Annotated in this window: 30 protein-coding genes; 24 read left to right on the top strand and 6 right to left on the bottom strand. The window is 60.0% G+C overall.

The window, feature by feature from the left end; translation table 11 throughout:
• The first annotated feature begins 14 nt into the window (after positions 1-14).
• The 16 genes from ctaD to E0502_RS00880 all read left to right on the top strand — a co-directional run bounded on the left by ctaD (position 15) and on the right by E0502_RS00880 (position 11,949).
• The gene (ctaD, locus tag E0502_RS00955) at positions 15-1,733 is read left to right on the top strand and encodes a cytochrome c oxidase subunit I (RefSeq protein ID WP_137676123.1); all 1,719 of its coding nucleotides are present in this window, start codon (positions 15-17) and stop codon (positions 1,731-1,733) included.
• Between the two features lie 87 nt (positions 1,734-1,820).
• Complete coding sequence (locus tag E0502_RS00950) at positions 1,821-2,783, top strand: alpha/beta fold hydrolase (protein ID WP_137676122.1); 963 nt, start codon at positions 1,821-1,823, stop codon at positions 2,781-2,783.
• A gap of 11 nt (positions 2,784-2,794) precedes the next feature.
• Complete coding sequence (locus E0502_RS00945) at positions 2,795-3,712, top strand: heme o synthase (RefSeq protein WP_137677459.1); 918 nt, start codon at positions 2,795-2,797, stop codon at positions 3,710-3,712.
• A gap of 124 nt (positions 3,713-3,836) precedes the next feature.
• Positions 3,837-4,427 (top strand): cytochrome c oxidase assembly protein, encoded by a 591-nt coding sequence (locus tag E0502_RS00940; RefSeq protein WP_137676121.1) that lies wholly within the window; start codon positions 3,837-3,839, stop codon positions 4,425-4,427.
• Positions 4,428-4,492: 65 nt separating this feature from the next.
• Complete coding sequence (locus E0502_RS00935) at positions 4,493-5,314, top strand: cytochrome c oxidase subunit 3 (protein WP_137676120.1); 822 nt, start codon at positions 4,493-4,495, stop codon at positions 5,312-5,314.
• A 92-nt stretch (positions 5,315-5,406) separates the two neighbouring features.
• Positions 5,407-5,700 (top strand): DUF983 domain-containing protein, encoded by a 294-nt coding sequence (locus E0502_RS00930; RefSeq protein ID WP_338047300.1) that lies wholly within the window; start codon positions 5,407-5,409, stop codon positions 5,698-5,700.
• Positions 5,697-6,272 (top strand): SURF1 family protein, encoded by a 576-nt coding sequence (locus E0502_RS00925; protein ID WP_137676118.1) that lies wholly within the window; start codon positions 5,697-5,699, stop codon positions 6,270-6,272. The genes E0502_RS00930 and E0502_RS00925 overlap by 4 nt, the downstream gene beginning before the upstream one ends.
• Before the next feature lie 73 nt (positions 6,273-6,345).
• Positions 6,346-7,746, top strand: coding sequence for a threonine synthase (gene thrC / locus E0502_RS00920; RefSeq protein WP_137676117.1), 1,401 nt, complete (start codon positions 6,346-6,348; stop codon positions 7,744-7,746).
• Positions 7,746-8,636: a class I SAM-dependent rRNA methyltransferase gene (locus E0502_RS00915; protein WP_137676116.1), complete on the top strand. Its 891-nt coding sequence runs from the start codon at positions 7,746-7,748 to the stop codon at positions 8,634-8,636. The genes thrC and E0502_RS00915 overlap by 1 nt, the downstream gene beginning before the upstream one ends.
• Entirely contained in the window at positions 8,633-9,007 is a 375-nt protein-coding gene (locus tag E0502_RS00910; RefSeq protein ID WP_137676115.1) for a hypothetical protein, read from the top strand. Before E0502_RS00915 ends, E0502_RS00910 begins: the two co-directional genes overlap by 4 nt.
• Before the next feature lie 38 nt (positions 9,008-9,045).
• Positions 9,046-9,417: a dihydroneopterin aldolase gene (locus tag E0502_RS00905; RefSeq protein ID WP_137676114.1), complete on the top strand. Its 372-nt coding sequence runs from the start codon at positions 9,046-9,048 to the stop codon at positions 9,415-9,417.
• Positions 9,418-9,427: 10 nt separating this feature from the next.
• On the top strand, positions 9,428-9,751 hold the full coding sequence (locus tag E0502_RS00900; RefSeq protein ID WP_137676113.1) for a Rossmann fold domain-containing protein: 324 nt from the start codon (positions 9,428-9,430) through the stop codon (positions 9,749-9,751).
• Positions 9,744-10,748, top strand: a complete 1,005-nt coding sequence (moaA, locus tag E0502_RS00895) for a GTP 3',8-cyclase MoaA (RefSeq protein WP_137676112.1) — start codon at positions 9,744-9,746, stop codon at positions 10,746-10,748. Before E0502_RS00900 ends, moaA begins: the two co-directional genes overlap by 8 nt.
• Before the next feature lies 1 nt (position 10,749).
• Positions 10,750-10,992: a MoaD/ThiS family protein gene (locus E0502_RS00890; RefSeq protein ID WP_137676111.1), complete on the top strand. Its 243-nt coding sequence runs from the start codon at positions 10,750-10,752 to the stop codon at positions 10,990-10,992.
• A gap of 3 nt (positions 10,993-10,995) precedes the next feature.
• Positions 10,996-11,448 (top strand): molybdenum cofactor biosynthesis protein MoaE, encoded by a 453-nt coding sequence (locus E0502_RS00885; protein ID WP_137676110.1) that lies wholly within the window; start codon positions 10,996-10,998, stop codon positions 11,446-11,448.
• Between the two features lie 78 nt (positions 11,449-11,526).
• On the top strand, positions 11,527-11,949 hold the full coding sequence (locus E0502_RS00880) for a hypothetical protein (RefSeq protein WP_137676109.1): 423 nt from the start codon (positions 11,527-11,529) through the stop codon (positions 11,947-11,949).
• A gap of 109 nt (positions 11,950-12,058) precedes the next feature.
• Here the strand turns inward: E0502_RS00880 and E0502_RS00875 are convergent, their stop codons facing one another.
• Positions 12,059-12,571 carry a hypothetical protein gene (locus E0502_RS00875; protein ID WP_137676108.1) on the bottom strand — a complete coding sequence of 171 codons (513 nt, stop codon included), beginning with the start codon at positions 12,569-12,571 and terminating at the stop codon, positions 12,059-12,061.
• Between the two features lie 208 nt (positions 12,572-12,779).
• Between E0502_RS00875 and rplU the strand changes: the two genes are divergently transcribed.
• The 3 genes from rplU (at position 12,780) to E0502_RS00860 (ending at position 14,321) form a co-directional block, all read left to right on the top strand.
• Positions 12,780-13,295: a 50S ribosomal protein L21 gene (gene rplU, locus E0502_RS00870; RefSeq protein WP_137676107.1), complete on the top strand. Its 516-nt coding sequence runs from the start codon at positions 12,780-12,782 to the stop codon at positions 13,293-13,295.
• Positions 13,296-13,308: 13 nt separating this feature from the next.
• Positions 13,309-13,578, top strand: a complete 270-nt coding sequence (gene rpmA, locus E0502_RS00865) for a 50S ribosomal protein L27 (protein WP_137676106.1) — start codon at positions 13,309-13,311, stop codon at positions 13,576-13,578.
• A gap of 194 nt (positions 13,579-13,772) precedes the next feature.
• Positions 13,773-14,321: a GNAT family N-acetyltransferase gene (locus tag E0502_RS00860; protein ID WP_137676105.1), complete on the top strand. Its 549-nt coding sequence runs from the start codon at positions 13,773-13,775 to the stop codon at positions 14,319-14,321.
• A 54-nt stretch (positions 14,322-14,375) separates the two neighbouring features.
• On the opposite strand, the gene E0502_RS00855 is transcribed toward E0502_RS00860, so the two are convergent.
• Both E0502_RS00855 and E0502_RS00850 read right to left on the bottom strand, forming a co-directional pair.
• Positions 14,376-15,251, bottom strand: a complete 876-nt coding sequence (locus tag E0502_RS00855) for a metal-dependent hydrolase (protein ID WP_137676104.1) — start codon at positions 15,249-15,251, stop codon at positions 14,376-14,378.
• Positions 15,252-15,340: 89 nt separating this feature from the next.
• Entirely contained in the window at positions 15,341-16,282 is a 942-nt protein-coding gene (locus tag E0502_RS00850) for a metal-dependent hydrolase (RefSeq protein WP_137676103.1), read from the bottom strand.
• Positions 16,283-16,312: 30 nt separating this feature from the next.
• Here E0502_RS00850 and E0502_RS00845 point away from each other — a divergent pair, with 30 nt between their 5' ends.
• Entirely contained in the window at positions 16,313-16,930 is a 618-nt protein-coding gene (locus E0502_RS00845) for a TetR/AcrR family transcriptional regulator (RefSeq protein WP_137676102.1), read from the top strand.
• Here the strand turns inward: E0502_RS00845 and ygfZ are convergent.
• On the bottom strand, positions 16,911-17,657 hold the full coding sequence (gene ygfZ, locus E0502_RS00840) for a CAF17-like 4Fe-4S cluster assembly/insertion protein YgfZ (RefSeq protein WP_137676101.1): 747 nt from the start codon (positions 17,655-17,657) through the stop codon (positions 16,911-16,913). The two genes, E0502_RS00845 and ygfZ, sit on opposite strands and share 20 nt — an antisense overlap.
• A 41-nt stretch (positions 17,658-17,698) precedes the next feature.
• Here ygfZ and E0502_RS00835 point away from each other — a divergent pair, with 41 nt between their 5' ends.
• Together E0502_RS00835 and pyrC are read left to right on the top strand one after the other, a co-directional pair.
• Positions 17,699-18,535, top strand: a complete 837-nt coding sequence (locus E0502_RS00835) for a patatin-like phospholipase family protein (protein WP_137676100.1) — start codon at positions 17,699-17,701, stop codon at positions 18,533-18,535.
• An 83-nt stretch (positions 18,536-18,618) separates the two neighbouring features.
• Positions 18,619-19,650, top strand: a complete 1,032-nt coding sequence (gene pyrC / locus E0502_RS00830; protein ID WP_137676099.1) for a dihydroorotase — start codon at positions 18,619-18,621, stop codon at positions 19,648-19,650.
• Between the two features lie 10 nt (positions 19,651-19,660).
• Here the strand turns inward: pyrC and rarD are convergent, their stop codons facing one another.
• Entirely contained in the window at positions 19,661-20,566 is a 906-nt protein-coding gene (gene rarD, locus E0502_RS00825) for an EamA family transporter RarD (protein ID WP_137676098.1), read from the bottom strand.
• A gap of 190 nt (positions 20,567-20,756) precedes the next feature.
• Between rarD and E0502_RS00820 the strand changes: the two genes are divergently transcribed.
• Together E0502_RS00820 and E0502_RS00815 are read left to right on the top strand one after the other, a co-directional pair.
• A complete protein-coding gene (locus E0502_RS00820) occupies positions 20,757-21,230 on the top strand; it encodes a glycine zipper 2TM domain-containing protein (protein ID WP_240048801.1) in 474 nt (157 codons plus the stop codon).
• Positions 21,231-21,387: 157 nt separating this feature from the next.
• On the top strand, positions 21,388-22,119 hold the full coding sequence (locus E0502_RS00815) for a hypothetical protein (RefSeq protein ID WP_137676096.1): 732 nt from the start codon (positions 21,388-21,390) through the stop codon (positions 22,117-22,119).
• A gap of 9 nt (positions 22,120-22,128) precedes the next feature.
• Here the strand turns inward: E0502_RS00815 and astD are convergent, their stop codons facing one another.
• A complete protein-coding gene (gene astD / locus E0502_RS00810) occupies positions 22,129-23,574 on the bottom strand; it encodes a succinylglutamate-semialdehyde dehydrogenase (RefSeq protein ID WP_137676095.1) in 1,446 nt (481 codons plus the stop codon).
• Positions 23,575-23,634: the final 60 nt, after the last annotated feature.

Genomic DNA, 23,634 nt, shown 5'->3' with positions numbered 1-23,634 from the left:
GATAGAGACAGACCATGGCAACCACCGCTGAAGGTTTCGACACTCCGGATCATGGGCACACCGACGCCCACGCGCATGACGCCGACCACAAGCCCGGCTTCTTCGCGCGCTGGTTCATGTCGACCAACCACAAGGACATCGGCACGCTGTACCTGATCTTCGCGATTATCGCGGGTCTTGTCGGCGGCGCGCTGTCGGGCATCATGCGGATGGAGCTGGCCGAGCCAGGCATCCAATACCTCGGCTGGTATGTGAATATGATGGGCGGCGAGCCGAGCTTCGAAGCCAATCTTCACGCGTGGAACGTGATCATCACCGCGCACGGCCTGATCATGGTCTTCTTCATGGTCATGCCCGCGATGATCGGCGGTTTCGGCAACTGGTTTGTCCCGCTGATGATCGGCGCGCCGGACATGGCGTTCCCGCGCATGAACAACATCTCGTTCTGGCTGACCGTCGCTGGTTTCTTCAGCCTGTGCTTCTCTCTATTCGTGCCGGGCGGCGCGGGCGGACTTGGGGCTGGCGTGGGCTGGACGGTTTATGCGCCATTGTCGACCAGCGGGTCGGTCGGGCCGGCGGTCGATTTTGCGATCTTCTCGCTCCACCTGGCGGGCGCAGGCTCGATCCTCGGGGCGACCAACTTCATCACCACCATCTTCAACATGCGCGCGCCGGGCATGACCCTGCACAAGATGCCGCTGTTCGTCTGGTCGGTGCTGGTTACCGCGTTCCTGCTGTTGCTCGCGCTGCCGGTGCTTGCCGCCGCAATCACCATGCTGATTACCGACCGTAACTTCGGCACGACATTCTTCGATCCGGCCGGCGGCGGTGACCCGATCCTCTACCAGCATCTGTTCTGGTTCTTCGGCCACCCCGAAGTCTACATCATGATCCTGCCGGGCTTCGGCATGATCTCGCAGATCGTGGCCACCTTCAGCCGCAAGCCGGTGTTCGGCTATCTCGGCATGGCATACGCCATGGTCGCGATCGGTGTCGTCGGGTTTATCGTGTGGGCGCACCACATGTACACGGTCGGTCTCGACGTGAACACGAAGATGTATTTCACTGCGGCGACGATGGTCATTGCGGTCCCGACCGGGGTGAAAATCTTCAGCTGGATCGCAACCATGTGGGGCGGCTCGATCGAGTTCAAATCACCGATGGTGTGGGCGTTCGGCTTCATCTTCCTGTTCACCGTGGGCGGCGTGACCGGCGTCTACCTCGCCAATGGCGGCGTGGACGATGTGGTGCATGACACTTACTTCGTTGTGGCGCATTTCCACTATGTGCTCTCGATGGGTGCGGTGTTCTCGCTCTTCGCGGCGTTCTATTACTGGTTCCCGAAGATGAGCGGCAAGATGCACAGCGAATTCCTCGCGCACCTTCATTTCTGGGGCTTCTTCATCGGGGTGAACGTGATCTTCTTCCCGCAGCATTTCCTCGGCTGGCAGGGCATGCCGCGTCGCTATCCGGACTATGCAGACGCCTTCGCATACTGGAACAGCTGGAGCTCGCTCGGCTACACGATCATGGCTGCATCGATGGTGGTCTTCTTCGTGAACCTTGCTTACGCATACATCGCGGGCAAGAAGGCGGAAGGCAACTATTGGGGCGAAGGCGCGACCACGCTCGAATGGACACTGTCCAGCCCGCCGCCGTTCCACCAGTTCGAAACGCTGCCGGTGATCGAGGATCATCACGATTACCACGATCACAGCACGTCCAAGGCCTGAGGCCGGACCGCAGCCTGAAAAAGCTTACGGCCGGCCCGGAAGGGTCGGCCGTTTGCGTATCCATCTGACGAGGTGACCATGCCGCAAATGCGTGACATCGAAGTTGGCGAACTTTCACTGCGCTGTGCGGTTGAGGGCGATGGGCCCTTGGTCATCTTCGTCCATGGCTTTCCAGAAAGCTGGTACAGCTGGCGTCACCAGCTTGGCCCGGTTGCCGCAGCCGGTTTCACGGCCTGCGCGATCGACGTTCGTGGCTATGGTGGTTCGGGCAAGCCGCAGCCGGTCGAAGCCTATGCGATGGAACAGATTGTCGGCGATCTCGTCGGTCTGAAGCAGGCGCTGCAGCCGGATCAACCGGCTGTTCTCGTCGGGCATGACTGGGGCGCGCCGATTGTCTGGAACTCCGCGCTTACCAACCCGCAGCATTTCCGCGCGGTAGCGGGCCTCTCCGTGCCCTTCGCCGGTGTGCCCAACCGGCCGTTTACAAAGGTGTTCCACGAACACTTCACCAGTCAGGGCAAGTTCTTCTATCAGGAGTATTTTCAGGCACCGGGCGTCGCCGAAGCGGAAGCGGAAAAAGACCCGCGCGACTGGGTGCAGCGCATGATGTATTCGATCAGCGGAGATGTACCGCCCGGTGAGTACTGGTCGAAACCTTATGGCGCGACATTTCTCGAAGGCTTGCCCGATCCGCAGCCGGTCGCATGGCTGACGGAAGAAGACATGGATTTCTACGAGGCTGAATTCAAAGCCTCCGGCTTCCGCGGACCGCTCAACCGTTACCGCAATCACGAGCGCGATTACGCGTGGCTCCAGGGTTGGGCCGGCAAGCGGATCGAGCAGCCTGCATTGTTCATCGGCGGAACGCGCGATCCGGCTACCTTTCTGTTCGGCGCTGTGACCGATCCGGTCGCGATGATAAAAATGTTCGCACCGAACGTTGAAGGACATATCCTCGACGGTGTGGGTCACTGGACGCAGCAAGAACGCCCCGACCAGGTCAACGCGCTGTTGATCGACTGGCTAAAGGGGTTGAGAGAACCTATATGAGCGCCGATCCCATGACTCAGGCTGCAACCACCCCTCTGCCCGCCGAATGGCGCGACTTTTTCGCGCTTACGAAGCCGCGCGTGATGACCCTAGTGATTTTCACCGGACTGTGCGGTTTGCTTGCCGCTCCGGGTGATATCCATCCGGTGATCGGCTTTGCCGCGATCCTGTGTATCGCCGTCGGGGCGGGAGGGGCGGCCGCGCTCAACATGTGGTGGGAAGCCGATCTCGACAGCGGGATGAAACGCACTGCCAAACGCCCCATTCCGATGGGCCGCCTCGACCCGAAAGACGCGCGCGATTTCGGCCTGATGCTGAGCGGTATGTCGGTCATGATCATGGGTCTTGCGGTCAGCTGGCTGGCGGCCGGGATCCTCGCTTTTTCGATTTTCTACTATGCGGTGATTTACACCATCTGGCTCAAGCCGCGCACACCGCAAAACATCGTGATCGGCGGCGGGGCAGGGGCCTTCCCGCCGATGATTGGCTGGGTCGCGGTCACCGGCGATATAACCGCCATGCCCATCTTGCTGTTCGCAATCATCTTCATGTGGACGCCGCCGCATTTCTGGGCGCTCGCGCTGTTCGTGCAGACCGACTATGCCAAGGTCGGGATACCGATGATGCCGGTGGTGAAGGGCGAGAAATCGACCCGCTGGCAAATCCTCGCCTATTCGGTCCTGCTTGTGCCGCTCGCCGCTGCGCCGTGGTTTATCGGTGAAACCGGCGCTATCTACGGTGTTGCAGCGCTTGCGCTGTCGCTTGCATTTCTTGCGCTTTCGCTGCCCGTCGCTTTCCGGCAATCTGAGGCCAATGACACCATGAAGCCGGAGAAGCGCCTCTTTGCTTTCAGCATTGTCTATCTCTTCGCGCTGTTCGCCGCGCTGGTGGTCGATGCAGTGGCGCGCAATCAGGGAATTCTCGCATGACGCCTGAAGAAAAAGACGAAATCCGCCGCCGCCAGAAAAGCCGTAACCTTGTGATGGGTGCGGTTCTCCTGTTTCTGGCGGTGCTGTTTTACGCGATCACGATTGTCCGGATGTAAGCGCAGCTATGCCTACCGTCGCTCTGGAAAAGAAGAATACCCGCACCGCGCTATTCGCCTTCCTTGGTGCCTTGGCCATGCTTGGGCTCGGATACGCAGCGGTCCCGCTTTACCAGTTGTTCTGCCAGGTCACCGGATTTGGCGGAACGACCCAGCGCGCGACCGATGCCGAAGCTGACGGCGCGGCGGCACGAGCAGCAGGCCAGCAGATCTCGATCCGGTTCGATGCGAACACAGCCTCGGACATGCCGTGGACATTCAAGCCGGTGCAGGTGACTGACACCATCGCTATCGGGCAGCGCGAACTGGCGTTCTACACGGCTCGCAACGATAGCAATGTTCCGATTACCGGCACCGCGACGTTCAACGTAGAGCCCGAGCAGACCGGCGCCTATTTCAGCAAGATCCAGTGCTTTTGTTTTACCGAGCAGACATTGCAGCCGGGCGAGGAAATTCGCATGCCGGTGCTCTATTTCGTCGACCCGGCAATTCTCGATGACGAGAATGCGAGGGGGGTCGAACAGATTACCCTCAGCTACACCTTCCACAAGGCCATCGAGCAGACGGCTGCAAACAAGGGTGAGAAACCCGCTTCGTGACACTGGACCTGCCCGCTTCAGATGATTATGGGCAGGCGCAACAGTTCTGACAGGACAAGAGACTCATGGCTGGCGCTAAGAACCACGACTACCATATCCTTCCGCCCGACATCTGGCCGCTGATCGGCGCGCTTGCCGGGCTGACCTTTACCAGCGGCATGGTGCTGTACATGCACGAAATGGCGAATGCCTACCTCGTGCTCGGCATCGGTGTCGCGCTGCTGATCGCCACTTTCTTCAGCTGGTGGGCCAATGTGGTCAAGGAAGCTGAGAGCGGTTACCACACGCCTGTGGTGCAGCTGCACATGCGTTATGGCATGATCCTGTTCATCGCTTCGGAAGTCATGTTCTTTGTCGGCTGGTTCTGGGCGTTTTTCGATTTCGCTCTGTTCCCGTCAGCACTGACTGAAGTCGTCGGCGGGCAGTTCCCGCCAGTGGCGATCGAAGCGGTGATGAATCCGTTCAGCTTGCCGCTGCTCAACACGCTGATCCTGCTGTGTTCGGGCACGACAGTCACCTGGGCGCACCACTCGCTGATCCATGGCGACCGTGAAGGCCTCAAAAAGGGTCTTTGGCTGACCATCGGTCTTGGCGTGCTGTTCAGCGCGATCCAGGCCTACGAGTATATGCACGCACCGTTCGGCTTTGGTGGCAACACCTACAGCTCGGCGTTCTACATGGCGACCGGCTTCCACGGCTTCCATGTGCTGGTCGGTACGATCTTCCTGATCGTCTGCCTCGTGCGCACTTACAAGGGCCACTTCACCCCGCGCCAGCACTTCGGTTTCGAAGCGGCGGCATGGTATTGGCACTTCGTCGATGTCGTGTGGCTTTTCCTCTTCGTCGCCATCTACATCTGGGGCGGCTGGGGCGCACCGATCCACTGATGCCCTCCGACAATTCGGATACCACGAAAGGGCAGCCCCGCTTGGTCGAGGCTGCCCTTTCCGGTCTTTGCCCGCAGTGCAATGCGCCGACGTTGTTCGAAGGAATTGCGAAGTTTGCGCCCCGCTGCACGAAATGCGATCTCGATTTCTTCGGGTTCAATGTCGGTGACGGCCCAGCGGCCTTTCTCACGCTGATAATTGGTGCGGTGGTTGTCGGCCTTGCAATGTGGCTGGAAATTGCCGTGACGCCGCCGATCTGGGTCCATGCGTTGCTATGGATACCGCTAGTGGTTCTGTCGGTCTTTGCCGGATTGCGGCTGGCGAAAACGTGGCTGATCCATGCCGAATACCGCAATCGAGCCGGTGAAGCGGGGAGAGACGAATGAGCTGGCGCGAAATCCCGATATTCTCGACTATCATCGTCCTGAGCGCTGCAATGACGATGATTGCGCTCGGCTTTTGGCAGCTAAATCGCGCTGATGAGAAGAACGCGCTCCTCGCATATTACAAAGCGGCGCCGATCGATACAGAAACGATGCCTTATCCCGAGGGTGAGGACGCGATCGAGCAAGCCTTGTATCGCCGCGTTACCGCGCAATGTGCTGACGTGGAGGCTGTCCTCGGGAAAGCCGGGACCAATCGTGTTGGCGTGAAAGGCTGGGCGCAGGTCGCACAATGCACCTTGGCGAATGGCCAGAAGGCGGATGTCGCGCTGGGCTGGTCACGCCGGCCGGAACCGCCCGAGTACGCTGGCGGACCCGTAAGCGGGATTCTCGCGCCTGGCGGACGTATCGTGGCCGATCCGCCGCTCGCCGACCTTGGCCCGCTGGCGGCACCGGATCCTGCGGACTTGCCCAACAATCACCTCGCTTATGCGGGCCAGTGGTTCTTCTTCGCACTGACCGCACTGGTCATTTATTTCCTCGCTCTACGCAAGAAGCTTCGCCGACCGGACTGAGCAGATGAACTTGACGCGCGCCAAGCCTCGCTCGCTTGCCCGGCATCACATCGGAGGCTAACCGCCGCTGACTATGAAATATGTCTCCACCCGTGGCAGCGCACCAGCGCTCGATTTCGAGGGCGTGACGCTCGCCGGTCTGGCGTCCGATGGCGGACTTTATGTGCCGGAAGAATGGCCGCGCTTCTCGCCCGATGAATTCGCGGCGATGCGCGGATTGCCATACGCAGAGCTGGCGACACGGGTCATGCTGCCGTTTGTTGCGGGCAGCCTGACCGAAGCCGAGCTGAGCGGCTTGTGCCAGCGCGCCTATGGCAAGTTTGCCCATGCCGCAGTCACGCCGCTCAAGCAGTTCGACGAGCAGCAGTGGCTGCTTGAACTGTTTCACGGGCCGACGCTCGCGTTCAAAGACGTCGCCTTGCAATTGCTCGGCCTGCTGTTCGAAACATTCCTCGCGCGCAGCAGCGACCAACTGACGATTGTCGGTGCGACCAGCGGGGATACCGGCTCGGCTGCGATAAACGCGGTCGCCGGGCGCGAACGGATCGACATTTTCATGCTCCATCCGGACGGGCGCATCAGCGATGTCCAGCGCCGCCAGATGACCACGGTCCTTGCACCGAACGTCCACAATATCGCGATCGACGGCAGCTTCGATGATGCGCAAGCGAACGTGAAGCGGATGTTCAACGATCCGGCAATGACGGATCGATTCCATATCGGCGCAGTCAATTCGATCAACTGGGCCCGGCTGATGGCGCAGGTGGTTTATTACTTCGCCGCAGCACTGCAGTTGGGCGCGCCCGAGCGCGAAGTTGCGTTCAGTGTTCCGACCGGCAATTTCGGCGATGTGTTTGCAGGTTATGTTGCAGCCCAAATGGGCCTCCCGATCGAGCGACTGATCGTTGCGACCAACGTCAATGACATCCTCCACCGGGCCTTGTCCGATGGTGATTATTCGGCCGGCAATGTCACACCAACCGCCGCGCCATCAATGGATATTCAGGTCAGTTCGAATTTCGAGCGGCTGCTGTTCGATGTCGGTGGGCGCGATGGGGCGGCCATGGCAGAGCAAATGCGCGGGTTTGAAAGCAACAGAGGCATGCACCTAACCAATGCTCAGCGAGAGGGTGCATCGAAGCTTTTCACCAGCGCTCGCGCCGAAGCGGACGATATGGCCCGCGCGATGCGCTGGGCTTACGAGAAGTGCGGCGAAGTGATCGATCCACACACCGCAATCGGCCTTCACGCAGCGCGCGTGGCGGAGTTGCCTTCCAGTGTCCCGGTGGTGACTCTTGCGACAGCCCATCCAGCGAAATTTCGCGACGCTGTTGAACGCGCCACCGGCGTCCGCCCGGCGTTGCCTGCCCGGGTGGGAGATTTGTTTGCCCGCGAGGAACGCTACGAAACTTTGTCCGGCGATTATGAGGCTATCGCTTCTTACGTCGCCGAACGCGCGAGCGCCAAAGACTGATGGCACAGCTTCACGAACAACCGGCCTTGCTGCAAGGGGAGGCGTGGGAAGACTACGGTCTCGTCGATAGCGGAAATGGCCGCAAGCTTGAGCGTTACGGCCCGTATCGCTTTATTCGGCCCGAACCTCAGGCCATGTGGCAACCAAGGCTATCCGATTGGCAAGCGGACGGCGAATTCGTCCCCGGCTCTGACGAAGACGGTGGCGGTCGCTGGCAGTTCGATCGGCCTGTGCCGGACGACGGCTGGCCGTTGGCGTGGAAAGAAGCGCATTTCACTGCGCAGTGCACACCGTTCCGCCATCTCGGTTTCTTTCCCGATATGGCGCCCGTGTGGGACTGGATGCGAGGGCAGCTCGGCGGGCGGACCGACGCAGAGACCATGAATTTGTTCGGCTATACCGGTGTCGGCTCTTTGGCGCTAAGTAGCCACGGCCGTGTTACCCATGTCGATGCATCAAAGAAATCGGTCGCGCAGGCGCGCGAGAATGCAGCGATTTCAGGCATGGAAGATCGCCCGATCCGGTGGCTGGTCGACGATGCGGCGAAGTTCACCGCGCGCGAAGTGCGGCGCGGCAACCGCTACGACGGGATAATCCTCGATCCCCCGAAATTCGGTCGCGGTCCCAAGAACGAAACCTGGCGGATAGAGGAAGGGCTTGCCGATCTGGTGGGTGATTGCGCGCAATTGCTGGATGGCAACAGCCGCTTTCTGTTCCTGACTGTCTACGCAGTCCGGATGAGCAGCCTCGCGCTCGGCGGACTTTTGGCGGAGAAGCTGGCGCACCTGCCGGGAAGTATCGAGCATGGTGATCTGGCAGTCCGGGAAGAAGGCGAGGGTGGTCGCTTGCTGCCCACGGCGATCTTTGCCCGATGGAGCAACCAGGAATGACTTTTCTTCGCGCTGCCTGCCTGGCCAGCCTGTCTGTGCTGGGCACAAGTTGCGGCGAGCCTGAACGGCAGGCCGGTGCGTGGTTCGGCAATATCAAGCTCTGTGCCGGAAACGTCGAAAATTATCGGCGGTCCATCGACCGGCCAACTCAGCTACCTGTCTTGCGGGTCGCCTTTCGAAAAAATGTGGCGAGGCAGCTGGAGGAAATGAGCCGTGATTTCGTCGGCAAACCGATTGCCTTGCGGGTCAATGGGGAGGAACTGGTTGCACCGACCCTGATCGAACCCCTGACCGAGGGGAAAGTGGAGTTGCTCGGGCTGGAGCCTGACCGGTTGGTCGATGTCATCGCCTATATGGATCGGCCCTGCTGACTTCGCGCTTTGACACGAATTGTCTAAGGCTACCCGCTATGCCCGATTCGCTCATCCTCGAAGTCGCCGATCTTGAACACAATGTCCTGACCGGCATCTATTCGGAGGAGACCGGCAAGCCCCAGCCGCTGCGGATCACCATTCAGGCCCAGATGAGGATTGCTGAACGGTACGAGCCGGATACACCGCTCGAAGCGAGCAAGAACTACATGGATCTGAAATTTGCCGCGAGCGATGCCTTGCCGCCAGGTGTCCATTTCAAATTGATCGAAGCCGTTGCCGATCACATTTGCGAAACACTGTTTCTTCAGGATGAGCGGGTCGAAGCGGTTACGGTGAAGATCGTGAAACTCGCTATCTCCGAAGCAGACGAGAAAATCGGTATCACGCTCACGCGGCATCGGCGCTGAGGTGATGCAGGTGGCTCTGCGCATAGAACGGTTGCCAGAGACAGCGCTGGAAGCGGCCGAAGCTTTTCGCGAACATCATTTGCACAGCGCCCGCAAGTATCTCGCGGAAGGGAAAGACCTCGCTATTGTCGTTCCACCGGCAAGCTTCGATCATGCCGATTGGCGGCGCGCCATGGCGCATGACCTTGCGCGCGCTCACGCGCCTGCCCGGGTGAACATCGTTGCGGGTGACGACGAGGCATCGATTGCCGCAGCGCTGGCTTTTCTGGAGCAGGCGCCGGGCGTGACAGGGCAATATCTGCCGCTCCACGGGGCGGGCCGGTTCGATGGCTGAGGGGCGACCATTGATTGACGGGTTCGCCCGCAAAATCAATTATTTGCGCCTGTCGGTGACCGACCGGTGTGACTTGCGCTGCACTTATTGCATGCCGGAGCAGATGCGATTCCTGCCTAAGGCCGAGGTGCTGACACTTGAAGAGCTATATGAGTTGGCCCAGGGGTTCATGGCGCGAGGCATTCGGCGAATACGGCTGACCGGAGGCGAGCCCCTGGTGCGGCGTGACATGGTCGATCTGGTGCAGGCGCTTGGCCGTCATGTCGGCGGCGATCTTGACGAAGTGACATTGACGACGAACGGCACTCAGCTGGCCCGATTTGCGCACGCGCTGGCAGACGCCGGTGTCAGGCGGATCAACGTATCGCTCGATACGCTCGACAGGGAGGTTTTCCAGCAACTGTCGCGGCGCGATGTTTTGCCGCAAGTGCTGGCAGGACTCACAGCGGCGAAGGACGCCGGATTGGCAGTGAAGATCAACACCGTTGCGCTGAAAGGGATCAACGACGCAGAGATCCCCGCATTGCTGCGCTGGGCACATGGACAAGGGTTCGATATCAGTCTGATCGAGACGATGCCTCTGGGCGAAGTGGATGACGTGAGGCTTGATCGCTTTCTGCCTCTGACTGAAATCCGCCGAGGTCTCGAAGATGAGTTCACACTTGCCCCGTCTGAGCATCGGACGGGGGGGCCTGCGCGCTATTTCGATGTTCACGAGACGGGCGGCCGGATCGGCTTTATCTCGCCTCTGACGGATAATTTCTGCGCCGGGTGCAATCGCATGCGGGTGACCGCCACCGGACAATTGTTTCCATGCCTTGGCGGCGGTGAGCAAGTGGATCTGCGTGCAGCGCTTCGTTCGGAGGCGCCGGAGCGGGAGATCGAAAGCGCTCTTGACCGGGCGATGCTGATCAAGCCCGAACGGCACCATTTTCGGATCGACGCCGCGCATGACGCTCCTGCCTTGGCCCGTCATATGTCGATGACGGGCGGCTGACATGCCCGTACGAATCCTTTTCCTCGGGCCGTTGCAAGACCTCGTCGGCTGCCCCGAAATGCAGGCCCAAGCGCCGCTGGATTGGTCGGGTCTGCTCGATCTGGTCGGGCCGGAAATGTCTGCAGTGCTTTGCGAAGATCGCGTCAATGTCGCCTGCAGGGGCCAGGTGCTGGCGGTAAAATCTGATCTGCTGGCCGACCATGGTGACGAAATCGCCTTGCTGCCGCCAGTCAGCGGAGGTTGACTTTTGCGCGACGCTCGCTTGCTGGCCGAACCCTTCGTTCCTGCCGAATTGATCGACAAGTTTGCCAAGGCGCATCCTCAATCGGGCGGCGTCTGCCACTTCGTGGGGGAAGTGCGCGGAGGGCAGGGCATCGAAGGTCTGGAGCTGTCCTGTTACCGGCCGCTCACGCTGCCCGGGATAGAACATCTGGCTCATGCGGCGCACAACCGGTTCGATCTCTTGGGCATTCTGATCGCGCACCGGGTGGGCGTTCTGCAAGTGGGTGAACCAATCGTCTGTGTTTCAGCGGCGGCTCCTCACCGGCGTGAAGCGATCGACGCTGTGGACTACTGCATGGACCATCTCAAATGCGCTTCGTGGTTCTGGAAACGGGAGCAGCGTGCCGACGGCTGGCACTGGATCGAGCCGCGAAGCGATGATCACGCTGCCATCGCACGCTGGAATGACGGGAAATAATTTCGCGACTTTGATCCAGATCAAGGCGTGTGCGTTTTCGCGGACGCAGAAAGGGCTCAACAGACAAAGGAGCCTACAATGTCCAAGCATCTCGTCCGCGAAGAGATTCTCGATCGTGCAATTGTTCGCGAAATTCCGGTCAAATCGCATGAGGTTGATCGGACCTTCGAACTGCCGCGCGCGCTCTATGGTATCACGGTTGGCCTTTATCTCGGCTTCCTCGCGATAGCGGCAATCGGGTTCTCTTCGCCCGGGCTCATCCTGCCGATGGCGATCTGCTTCATTTTCGTGTTTGCCGCATTTGGTGTCCCGACCATCTGGGCACGGCTTGCGCCGGAAACGAAGAGCCAGGCTTTGAGCTTCGGCCAGCTCAAACATAGCGGTATCCAGACGTTTACCGGGCGCCTGAGCGGAAAGGACGCGATGGTCCAGATGCTCATCCTGCCAGTCCTGATCCTGATGTGGGGTCTGGCAACCATTACGATTGCGGCGCTGGTTTAGGTCGGGAGAGGACGCCGCACCCAGCAATGGGATTTATCAGCGCTGCAAGCGTGCGGGATCGCGCAAAGCGGTCTCGCACGTTTTCTGTCGGGCGATTTCTTGGACAGGCCTATTGAGAGAGCGCGCCGCGCAACTCGGCAAGGATTTCATCCTCCTCGCGGATAAGCAGAGTCGCATACTCGCGGGCATTCGCGACGGCGTCACGCTCTTCAAACGCGAGCGTCGTGTCGACGAACATCAGATCGAGGTCGCTCAAGACGACCGCAGCCAGGCTCCGGCGCGATTCGAGCGAGGAAAGCGCAACTTGCGCCGCAGACCAGCGATCGTTGCCTACGGACGTGCCTGCCGCGCCGCGCACAGCATTTCTTGCGCTAGGTACCTCGCCCATGAATGTTTGATGGGCACTGGCAATGTTCTGACGAAGAGCGGCGACACGCGCCATTTTTTCGAGCGGCAAGGGTGCCGGGGTCAAGGCCGCTGAGCCTTCCGGCGCTTCGAAACTGCCTTGCTGGCGTTCGAAGTCCCGAATCGACAGCGTGGGATAGTCTGCCTTGCTGGCGGCACAACCAGACAGCGCAATCGCGGCGGACAAGGTGATAGCAAAGGAAACTGGCCATTTCATCGCTTGCCCTGTAGCACGGTGTCCGACGCTTGCCAGTATCTGCTGCAACATGACACCGGGCAGCAAAAAACCGCACGGCTTGGCGTTGACTTGGCAGCGGGTTTCCCTTAACGGCACGCTTCTTTCCGGGCCACGCCAATCGGCGGGTGTTCGGACGCGCCGTTTTCGCGAGAATGCGGCACAGCAACAAGATTGAGAGATTACGACCATGTTCGCAGTAGTGCGCACGGGCGGCAAACAATACCGGGTTGCCGCCGGAGACAAAATCGCGGTTGAGAAGCTGGCTGGAGAAGCCGGCGACACAGTGACGCTGGGTGATATCCTCCTCGCTGGCGAAGGCGATTCGATTTCCGACGCTTCGAAGGTAACCGTTTCGGCTGAAATCATCGCGCAGGCGAAGAGCGAGAAGGTGATCGTTTTCAAGAAACGTCGCCGTCATAACTACCGCCGGAAGAATGGTCACCGCCAGCAGTTGACCCTGCTGCGCATCACCGATGTCGGCGAAGGCTCGAAAAAGAAGGCCGCGCCGAAGAAGGAAGCTGCAAAGCCGGCTGACGCTCCTGCCAAGGAAACGAAGAAGGCTGAAACCAAAGCGGCTCCAGCCAAGAAGGCGGACGCTGAGACAAAGCCAGCAGCCAAGAAGGCCGCACCGAAGAAAACCGCAGCCGCCAAGAAGCCGGCAGCCAAGAATGCGCCGGCCAAAAAGCCGGCAGCGAAGAAGTAAGAGGTAATCGACGATGGCACATAAAAAAGCAGGTGGTTCGTCTCGCAACGGTCGTGATTCGGCCGGTCGTCGCCTTGGTGTGAAGAAGTTCGGCAGCCAGGCTGTGATCGCCGGCAACATTATCGTGCGCCAGCGTGGCACCAAGTTCTATCCGGCAGACAATGTCGGCATGGGCAAGGACCACACGCTGTTCGCGCTTACCGATGGCGTGGTGCGATTCCACAAAGGCAAGCTCGGCCGTAAATTCGTGTCGGTGGACATGATGGCGGAAGCAGCCGAATAAACGGATGATTCACTGACAGGATCATCCAGCAGGATGGTCCAGCCGGTTCAGACCGGCACTGAAGAGGGAGATGGGCCAGCCTGTCTCCCTCTTGTCGTTTCTCCCTCCAAGCTCGGCGGAATATGTTTCGCTGAAATGCAATTGTCACGCGGCCGGAATAGGAGCCTGGCGCGGGGCGCAGAGGAGTAGATGAAATGTTTCACCGTACCGACAGGCTATTGCTGAGGCCGGTCTGGAAAGAGGACTGGCAGGCCATCTACGGCGGGATCGCCGATGAAGGTGTCGTGCGGAATCTCGCACGCGCACCCTGGCCGTACAGGGTTGAAGACGCGCAAGCGTTTGTCGAATTGCCGAGAGACCCGATGTCGCCGCGCTTCCTCATCACTCGCGCCGCCAATGCGCAGTTGATCGGTTGCATCGGAATTGACCGGACCGGAGACGGGGTTGAGCTAGGCTATTGGATTGGTCGTCCATACTGGGGGCAGGGGTTCGCCACCGAGGCCGGGCGGGCAGTTATCGAAATCGCCCGTATGCTGGGGCATGACGAGCTGGTTGCGAGCCATTTTCTCGACAATCCCGCGTCCGGCAGCGTCCTCACCAAACTGGGGTTCGCGCCGACTGGAGCAATTGCCATGAGGCACAGCTGTGGTCGCGGCGAGGAAGCTCCGACAGCGGAATATCGGCTCAGCCTCGGGCAGGACTCGGCCTTCTCCGGTCCTGCGGCATCCAGTCAGGCAGCCTGAAACGAAAAAGGCCCCGCAGCAATGCGGGGCCCATTCACTAGAATCGAGCGGGGATCACTCTGCCGGCATCAGGGCGGCTTCAAATTCACCTTCGTAGAGTTTGATCAGCTCGCGGTCGTCGTGGTCCCACGGGTGAAAGCCCGGCTTGAAATAGGCGAGCCACGCCGGGAAAATGCGGCGCACCACGCCAGGCGACCAGGCGAGATATTTGAACAGCCCCCAGCGCGCTTTCCAGCCGGTGATGCCGTCCTGCGCGAGCAGGTTCATCGAATCAGCCCAGCGGTTCTTGAAAAAGCGGCCCGTGACGGAAACCATCACCAGACTGCGCACTTTCCAACGCTGCCAGCCGGTCCAGCTCCGCGTAGCGTGGTTCCATGTGTCGTAAGCCACACCCTTGTGCTCGACTTCCTCGACCGAGTGCCAGCGCCACATATCGCGGATTTCCGGGTCGGCTTTGTCGAAGTGCTTCGGGTTGGCGAGGAATTCATGCGCCATCATCGCAGTATAGTGCTCGAGCGCCATGGTGACGGCGAGATTGGCAATCGCCGGCCGGTCCTTGGTCAGTTCGAGCATCTGGCGAACGCGCTCGTCGATCGCCTTGATGTCGTAACCGTGATTCTCTGCCAGCTTGTTGAAAGCGATATGTTCGCGCGTGTGATTGATTTCCTGTTTCACAAACGCGCGGATTTCTGCGGCCAATTTGGGGTCGGCGCCTTCACGGTGTGCTTTTACCGCCTCGATGAAGAAGGCTTCGCCGCGCGGAAAGGTCGCTGAGAGCGCATTGTGCCACGCTGTGCCAAAGGGTTCGCCGGCCCACCAACGGTCCGGGGTCGTCCCCCGATTGAACCGCTCGTCACGCACAGTGATATCGAGATCTTCGGGCGTCGGATTTTTGCGGGCATCGAGATCGATCTGGGCAGGGGCGTTCACGGACGGACTCCAATAATTACTGACATCAGTGTAAGTATCCACTACTTACATCAATGTCAATAAGGATGCCCCGCCGCCGGTCCAGCCCCTCACTCGGCCGGCATTACCGCGTCGGAATAGGGACTGTCGAACTTGCTGATCAGCGCCCGGTCGTCACGGTTCCAGGGGTGGAACCCCGGCATCAGGATCGCGGCCCACTCCAAAAACATCCGCCGCATCATGCCCGGCTTCCACCACAGGAATGCGTACAGTTTCCATTTCGCCTTGCGCCGACTGAAACCGTCCTGCTCCAGCAAGCCGATTGCATCGCGAATGCGGTTTCCGAAGTACTTCCTCGTGATCAGGGCCGCGACGAGTGCGCGCGTCTTGTACCGCTTCCATCCGCTCCAATCGCGTGTCGCATGGAGCCAGACATCGTAGACCAGCCCCTTGTGCTCGATTTCTTCGGTCGCGTGCCAGCGCCACACGTCGGCCGCAACTTTGTCGGCCCCGTCGAGATAACGCGGGTCGACCAGCAATTGACGACTGATCATCGCGGCGAAATGTTCGAGCGCGATGGTGATCGCGAGATTGAATTCCTTGGGCCGCCCTTCAGTCAGGTCGAGCATCGCCTGGATACCCTGTTCAATACTTTCGACGTTGTAGCCATGGGCCGAGACCAACCGGTTGAAAGCCACGTGTTCGCGCGTGTGATTGATTTCCTGCGTGGTGAACGCTTTCACTTCGCGCGCCAACTTCGGCGGCAAATCGTCACGGAAATTGCGCAGCGTATCGATGAAGAAGGCCTCTCCGCGCGGCAGACTGGCGGAAACCGAATTGTACCATGCCGTCGCGACAGGATCGTTCGAGTGCCACCAGCGCGGGGATCGGTGATTGCGATCAAACCTTACGTCCCGCACGATCAGTTCGTGCTCGTCCGGGGTTGCACTGCCATGATTGGCATGGCTGGAATGGAGCTTGTCCACACCGTGCCCTCGCGTCTTGCCCGCAGGTCCGGCGCGCTCTAGGTCGAAGGATGACTGATCATTCATAAGTTAAGAGTCTATTAGGCAAGCGAATCGATGGCAACCCGCAAGCGTCTTACCCCGGAAGAGTCCCGCACCGCTGCGCTCGAAGCAGCGCGCAGGCTGTTGATCGAAACGGGGCCTCAATCGGTCACGCTCAAGGCCGTCGCGCAGCGCATTGGGCGGACACACGCCAATTTGCTGCATCATTTCGGTTCGGCTTCGGGTTTGCAGAAAGCATTGGCGGCCCATCTTGCGGCGACGGTGTGCGAAACGATCAAGGACGCTGTGCGCGCTAGCCGGGCTGGGCTGGGGAGCCCGCGCGAAGTGGTCGATCTGGCCTTCGATGCATTTGATCGCGAAGGCGCGGGAGCATTGGCGAGCTGGATGCTTCTGACCGGCAACGAAGATGCGCTCGACCCGATTATCGAGACGATCCATCAGCTCGTGGACGAGATCGCCCCGGAAGAGGCGGAAACCCATGAAGAGATCATGCGCGTGCATGAAGAGACGCTCAGCCTGGTGCTATTGGCGCTGGGCGATGCGCTGATGGGGGCCCCCATGGCGAAGTCTCTCGGCCTGCCAAGGGATTCGGCACGCCGGCGGGCGGAGGCAATGCTGGTCCGGTCGCTCGACTTGGCTTCGCTCGATCTGGCTAAGCCAGACCAGACGTAGACAGGGCGCTGCGCTGCCACTCTGGCAGTGCCGCCGGATCGAGTTCGCTCACCCGCAAGTGATCCACGGCTTTGCCCAGCTCGGGATAGGCTGCCTTTCGGCGCTTCTCGTCTGACTGCTCCTGCGGCACGACAACCAGCCTCCGGTTCACTTTTTGCCGCCAGTTCATTCGCGCGGTGTTTTCCTGACCAATATAGCAGCCTTTTTCGAAGCTTACGCCGTTAAGTTCGACAGCATTGGTCTCCAGCCACAGGATATCGCCGAGTTCGCAATGGCCTTCCGGGACGCCCAGCGCCAGCCGGTGTTTGAGCCACGCATCGTCGACCGCTTCGACGCTCTCATCGAGAGGGGCTATCCAGCGTTCGCCAAGATCGGCAAGCCGGGGGTCCGATGCGGCCCCATCGCCGATCTGCTGCCTCCAATGGACCGCGACATCAGGGTCAACTTCGATCGCGATCTTGCGCCGCAGGCGGTAGAGCGAGAGGCGTTTGACCAAGTCGCCAGCATGATCGGCCTCGCAGTCGAGCAATAGCGCGCCGCCTCCTGCCGGCCAGACGATGAAGTCAAACATGGTTTTGCCCTGCGCGCTGAGCAGCGCGGCATAGACCGGCAATTGCCCTGTCACGTCATTGGTCACGAGACCTTGCAGAAAATCGGCAACGCTTTCGCTGTCGTCGGTGGGGCTGAGCCGGATCACGGCGCGATTTGCGAGACGAGAAGCGATCATGGATGACAGATAGGGGGGAGGGGGCCTAAGCGGAAGCGCAAATGAAATCCCAAGCTGAATTCGATCAGGTCGCGTTCTCGGGCGGCGGCATCCGTTGCTTCTGGCATGGCGGGTTCCTCTCGCAGGTGGGATCGTTCGACGACTTGCAGCCGGAACGGGTGAGCGGAGTTTCTGGCGGAGCCCTGTCCGGAGCCGCGTGGATCGGCGGCGTAGAAAGCGACCTGCTCGATCTTATGCGCGAAGCATTCGATCTGCATGACCGGAATGTCCGGATCGGCGAGCCGAAGCTTACACCGCATCAGCACACCTATCGGGCCGTCGTGTCCACGACGCTGGACGCCGGAGCGATGCAGCGGATCATCGACGGACCGCAGTTCGAGATTATTCTGGCCTCTGCTCCGAAAAGCATTCCGGCGACGCTGTCAGCAGTCCTTGGAGGTGCCCTCTACAAACTCGAAGAAGCCGTGCGGTCGACGCCGCACTTGGGCTGGTCGTCGCTCATCGGCCTCGAGCCGCTTCGAGTCGACGCGAGACAGGCAGCGCGCGACGGCCAGCTGGTCGATCTTATTTGTGCAGCGGCAACCATCCCTCCGGTGTTCGACGTGCCGCAATGGCAGAACAGGCGGATTCTGGACGGCGGAATGTGCGACAAAGCGCCGCTCCCGCATCCGGATGAGGGCAAAACCTTGGTTCTTCTCACCAAACCCTACCGCAATATTCCCAGCGCAGCCGGCCGCACCTACGTCCATCCCAGTTCGCCGGTCGCTGCCGACAAAATCGATTTCACTGATTCATCGAAAGTGACCCGGACTTGGGAGCAGGGTATAAAAGATGCGAAATCCTGGCTGGCATCGCGAGACTCTGATCCAGTGATCTGAAGCTCTGGTTTGGCCATCAGCCTTGTGCCATGGCCGCCAAAGAGAACCCCATTCCGGGCAAATTGCCGAGTATGTTGCCGAGTATGAACGAAATCACCATCCGCCGCCCCGACGACTGGCATTTGCATTTTCGCGACGATGCGATGATGCGTTTCGTGGTGCCCTATACGGCGCGGCAGTTCGCCCGCGCGATTGTCATGCCCAATCTTACACCCCCGGTGACCTCTGCTGCCATGGCGAAGGCTTATCGTGAGCGGATTGTAGCCGCGGTTCCGGACGGCATCGATTTCATGCCGCTGATGACCTGTTATCTGACCGACAACACCGACGCCGACGATCTTGCGCAAGGATTCGCCGACGGCGTGTTTACTGCGGCCAAGTTATATCCGGCGGGCGCGACCACCAATTCTGACAGTGGCGTGACCGATGTCGCGAAGATCATGGGCGTGCTCGAGCGAATGGCCGAAATCGGCATGCCGCTATGTGTTCACGGTGAAGTGACCAGTGCCGACATCGACGTGTTTGACCGCGAAGCTGTTTTCATTGACCGCGTGCTCGGCCCGCTAGTCGAGCGGTTGCCTGCGCTGCGCATTATCTTTGAACATATTACCACCTCCGAAGCGGTTCAGTTCGTTGATGGGGCGGGGGAGAGCATCGGCGCGACGATCACGCCGCAGCATCTGCATATCAATCGCAATGCCATGCTGGTCGGCGGGATTCGGCCGCATGCCTATTGTCTACCGGTTGCCAAGCGCGAGGCGCACCGGTTGGCTTTGCGCAAGGCGGCAACTTCAGGGTCAGCGAAATACTTCCTCGGCACCGACAGTGCGCCGCACACGCGCGAAGCGAAGGAGAGCGCCTGTGGCTGTGCAGGGATCTTCAACGCGCCCTTCGCACTGGAAAGCTATCTCACCGTATTCGACGAAGAAGGCGCGCTCGACAAGTTCGAGGGTTTCGCGAGTGAAAACGGCCCGCAATTCTACCGTCTCCCGCTCAATCAGGGCACGGTCACCTTGCGCCGTGCGGAAGTCCGTGTTCCGGATTCAGTCGATGCATCGGGCTCGCCGGTCGTGCCGTTTCATGCCGGTGAGACGCTCCGCTGGACTCTCGTCTAGACGCTGAGTGCTAAACGGTCGGGGCTGGCTGGCGGGATTTGGTCCAGACATCCCACAGGAACAGGACAAGTGCGCTCCAGATCATGATGAAACACCCAAGCTGGGCTGGTCTTAGCTCTTCGCGGAAGACAAACAGGCCCAGCAGGAACACGATCGTCGGCGCGAGGAACTGAATAAAGCCCAGCGTCGAGTAGGGCATGCGCTTTGCAGCCATAGCAAATAGCAACAGCGGTACTGCGGTCAGGACGCCGCCGAACATGATCGCCAGGCTGAGCAACGGATCGATCAGGAAGGCCGAGCCCGCCGGGAGCTGGCCGTAATAAAACGCGATGCCGGCAGCGGGAAAAATCAGAAGCGCCGACTCAATTGTCAGGCCGGGCAGGGAGCCGACCTGCACTTGCTTGCGCAGCAGCCCGTAGGTGCCGAAACTGAACGCGAGGGTGAGGCTGATCCACAGGGTCGTCAGCGCGCCGGCTGCTAGGATTGCGACGCCGCAGGCTGCCAACCCTACCGCGAGCCATTGCTTGCGGCTCAGCTTCTCACTCAGGATGATCGTTCCAAGCAACACGTTCAGCAGCGGGTTGATGTAGTACCCCAAGCTCGCTGCGTAGACATGCCCGCTCTGGATTGCCCAGACATAGACGAACCAGTTGATCCCGATCAGGACAGCACTGGTGCACAGTATCAGCAGACTTTTCCGGTCACCGAACACCGCCAGCACTTCGGGCATCTGTTTGCGAAAGGCGACGATCAGCAGGCAGAAGGGAAGGGTCCAGATAATCCGCCAGCCGACGAACTCGATCGGAGGGACCGCATTCACGAGAATCAGGTAAAGCGGAAGGAAGCCCCAGATAACATAAGCCCCAAGCGCCGCGGGCAAGCCCGAAGGCGCTTTTTCATGAGTCCCGCTGTCCATCGCAGCGCCTTAGGCGGCTTGATTAGGCCCGGCAACCAGCGTCTCGTCCGCCGAAATTGCACAGCTCGTCGCCAAATTCACTTCCTTACAAACGCGTTGCAAAGCGTTCAGGAAACCAGACGTATTTATGAATGGAACGGACGAGAGGGCTATTCGCAATTTGGTCGCGAGAGCAGCAAAGGACGATACGATGACGAACACAATGATCAAGATTGCGGCTTTGTCGCTGGCAGCGCCAGGCCTCGCACTCGCAGCGCCTGCTGTAACAGCGGCGCCAATGGAAACTGCCGTCGTTTCTACCTCCAGCTCGCTCCATGCGCCTGCGCAGATCGAGGTGACGAACGAATATGACCGGGGCCGCAAGCGCGGCTGGCAACGCGGGCGCGGAAATCCGCATCGTTACACCGGCGGCTATGGCCATCCCGACCGCTATTACGGAGAGCCTGTCTACCGTTCGACCCGCGTTTGGCGTGGCCGCGATGGCGATTACTATTGCCGCAAAAAAGACGGCACGACCGGCCTGCTTATCGGCGCAGGCGTAGGTGCCCTGATCGGCAATGAGCTGGCCGGCCGCGGCGACCGCACTCTGGGCGCCATCCTTGGCGCAGCAGGCGGCGCTTTGCTCGGTCGCGAGATCGATCGCAGCAACACAAGGTGCCGCTGAGCACAATTTTGTGAACACCAGACTTCGGCTGTCCCCACCAACAGCCGGGGCGCGATCCCTTCGGGTCGTGTAAGGCACCCGGTCGCCATACAGGTGGCCGGGTGTCTTTTGTTGGATTTTGAGCGGATTTTAACCCTGTTCGCCTAGCGACCAGCCTGTGAAACTACGCTTATCGACTTCGGCCGGAAGGTGGGGCTTGTTCGTGTTGGCTGCGGCCGGCATGTCCGCCTGCGCGCAAGGCGAGGAAGAAGCACCCAGCAAAGACCTCGACCCTGTTATCCAGCGCGCCTTGAACGATCCGATAATGGTCGATCCCGACCTCGTGTCGCAAAACATGGCGAATTCCGCGATCACGTTCGAAATCGGGCAACCACTACCACCCGAAAACAGCAGCCCATCTGCGATCAATGCTGCACGCGAAGAGGCAATCGCGCAGCTTGGGGGAAGCGGCGGATTGGCGCCTTTGCCCGAGGGTGAGGTGACCGACGGTCTAGCGGCCCATGAAGCGATCAATACAATTGGCCGGCTTCGCCGCCTTTCACCGCCCCAGGATTGCGTGGATGCCGCGCGTTTCTCTGCCATCTGGGCCGCCCGTCTGCCGCAGGCTTTGATGATCTATCCGCGCGGCAGCACAAAAGAAGCAATTGGAGTCGATGCGCCACAATGCAAATTGCGGGCCGTAATCTATCTAAGTCCGGTTCCCGCAACCGATGTGCTCGCATTCCATCACGCGAAGGTGCTCGACAGCGGCTTCAGATCAACTCTGTCTGTTGGCAGCGGCTGGCATGTTCTCGCCGGGAGCAAAGCCAAAGCACGGTACGAAATCACCGCGCGCAGTCTGCCATCGGGCATGACGGAAATCGGTATCGTTTCGCTCGAAACTTTCTAGATGCTGGCTTTAACTGTTGGCGAGACCGACGCCAATATTGGCTCGTGGCTGGTCCATTTCCGTGCTGGCGACCGGATAGGCGCAGTAGTCTGCCGCATAATATGCTGCGGGCCGATGATTGCCTGACAAACCGAGACCGCCGAACGGGGCTTTCGAAGAAGCACCATTGGTCGGGCGGTTCCAGTTGATGATGCCAGCACGAATGTTTGCCCAAAAGCGGTTGTAGTCTTGCGGACTGCCGCCAATCAACGAGGCTGACAGGCCGAAGCGGGTCCGGTTGGCTTCCGCGATGGCAGCGTCGAAATCCTTCACTTTGATGACTTGCAGCAACGGGCCGAAAAGCTCGACATCCGGGCGATCGGCCATGTCGGTTGTGTCGATAATGCCGGGCGTGAGAAAGGGAAGATCGTCGGATGGGCGCGTCATGTGACGGATCGCCTTGCCGCCGTTGGACAGGAAATAGAGAAAGCTCTCAACCATTTGGTGCGCCGCATCATTGTCAATCACGGGCCCCATGAAAGGGGCGGGATCGCCAAACGGTTCGCCCACTATGATACGGGAGGTCATCGATTTCAGTTCGTCGATGATCGCACTGTACATGCTTTCCTTGATGATCAGCCTCCGCGCCGCGGTGCAGCGCTGGCCGGCGCTCGTGAATGCTGACTGGATGATGAGCGTTGCTGCATCGGTGATCTTGGGCGTATCGATTACGACGATCGGATTGTTACCGCCCATTTCCAAAGCCACGATTTTGCCCGGATTGCTCGCCAGACGCTTGTTGATCGCGATCCCGGCCTGCGCGGATCCCGTGAAAAGGATTCCGTCGACGCCGCGATGAGCGACGAGCGCCTTACCTTCGTCCGGGCCGCCAACAAAAAACTGGGCCACTGCCGCTGAAATTCCGGCGCGGTTGAAGCACTGCATCAGCAATTCTCCGACCGCTGGTGTTTTCTCGCTTGGCTTGAAAATCACTACATTGCCGGCGATCAGGGCCGGAACGATGTGTCCATTGGGAAGGTGGGCCGGAAAATTATAGGGGCCCAAGACAACCATGACGCCATGCGGTTTGTGACGCACCGCCGAGGTGCCCTGCAACGCACTGTCCAGTCGCTTCTGCCCGGTACGTTCTGCATAGGCAGAAACCGAGATATCGACCTTGTTGATTACGGCTTCGACCTCGGTTCGCGATTCCCACAAGGGCTTGCCTGTTTCGCGCGAAATCAGCTCAGCTAGCTTGTCCGACTCCTTGCGCACTTCGTTGGCGAAGCGCCGCACGAGTTCGATACGGGTCGCCAGCGGCTGCGCAGCCCACGCCGGCCATGCCCTGCGCGCCGTATCAACGGCGGCATCGACATCGCTGACCTTTGCCCGCCACAGCTCTTGGCCGGTAGCTGGTTCGAAAGATACGATTTCCGATTGTGACACTTTTGTCGGTTCCCCCGAGCCTTTTGTCATTGGCGTGCTTCCTCAATCAGCGCGCCGGATCGGGTTGCTTCTACTCACTGTTGCAGCATG

The sequence above is a fragment of the Parerythrobacter lutipelagi genome, assembly GCF_005434975.1.
GTDB lineage: Bacteria > Pseudomonadota > Alphaproteobacteria > Sphingomonadales > Sphingomonadaceae > Parerythrobacter_A > Parerythrobacter_A lutipelagi.
Note: the sequence above shows the minus strand (reverse complement) of the source record. Positions and strands in the feature narration are given on the sequence as shown.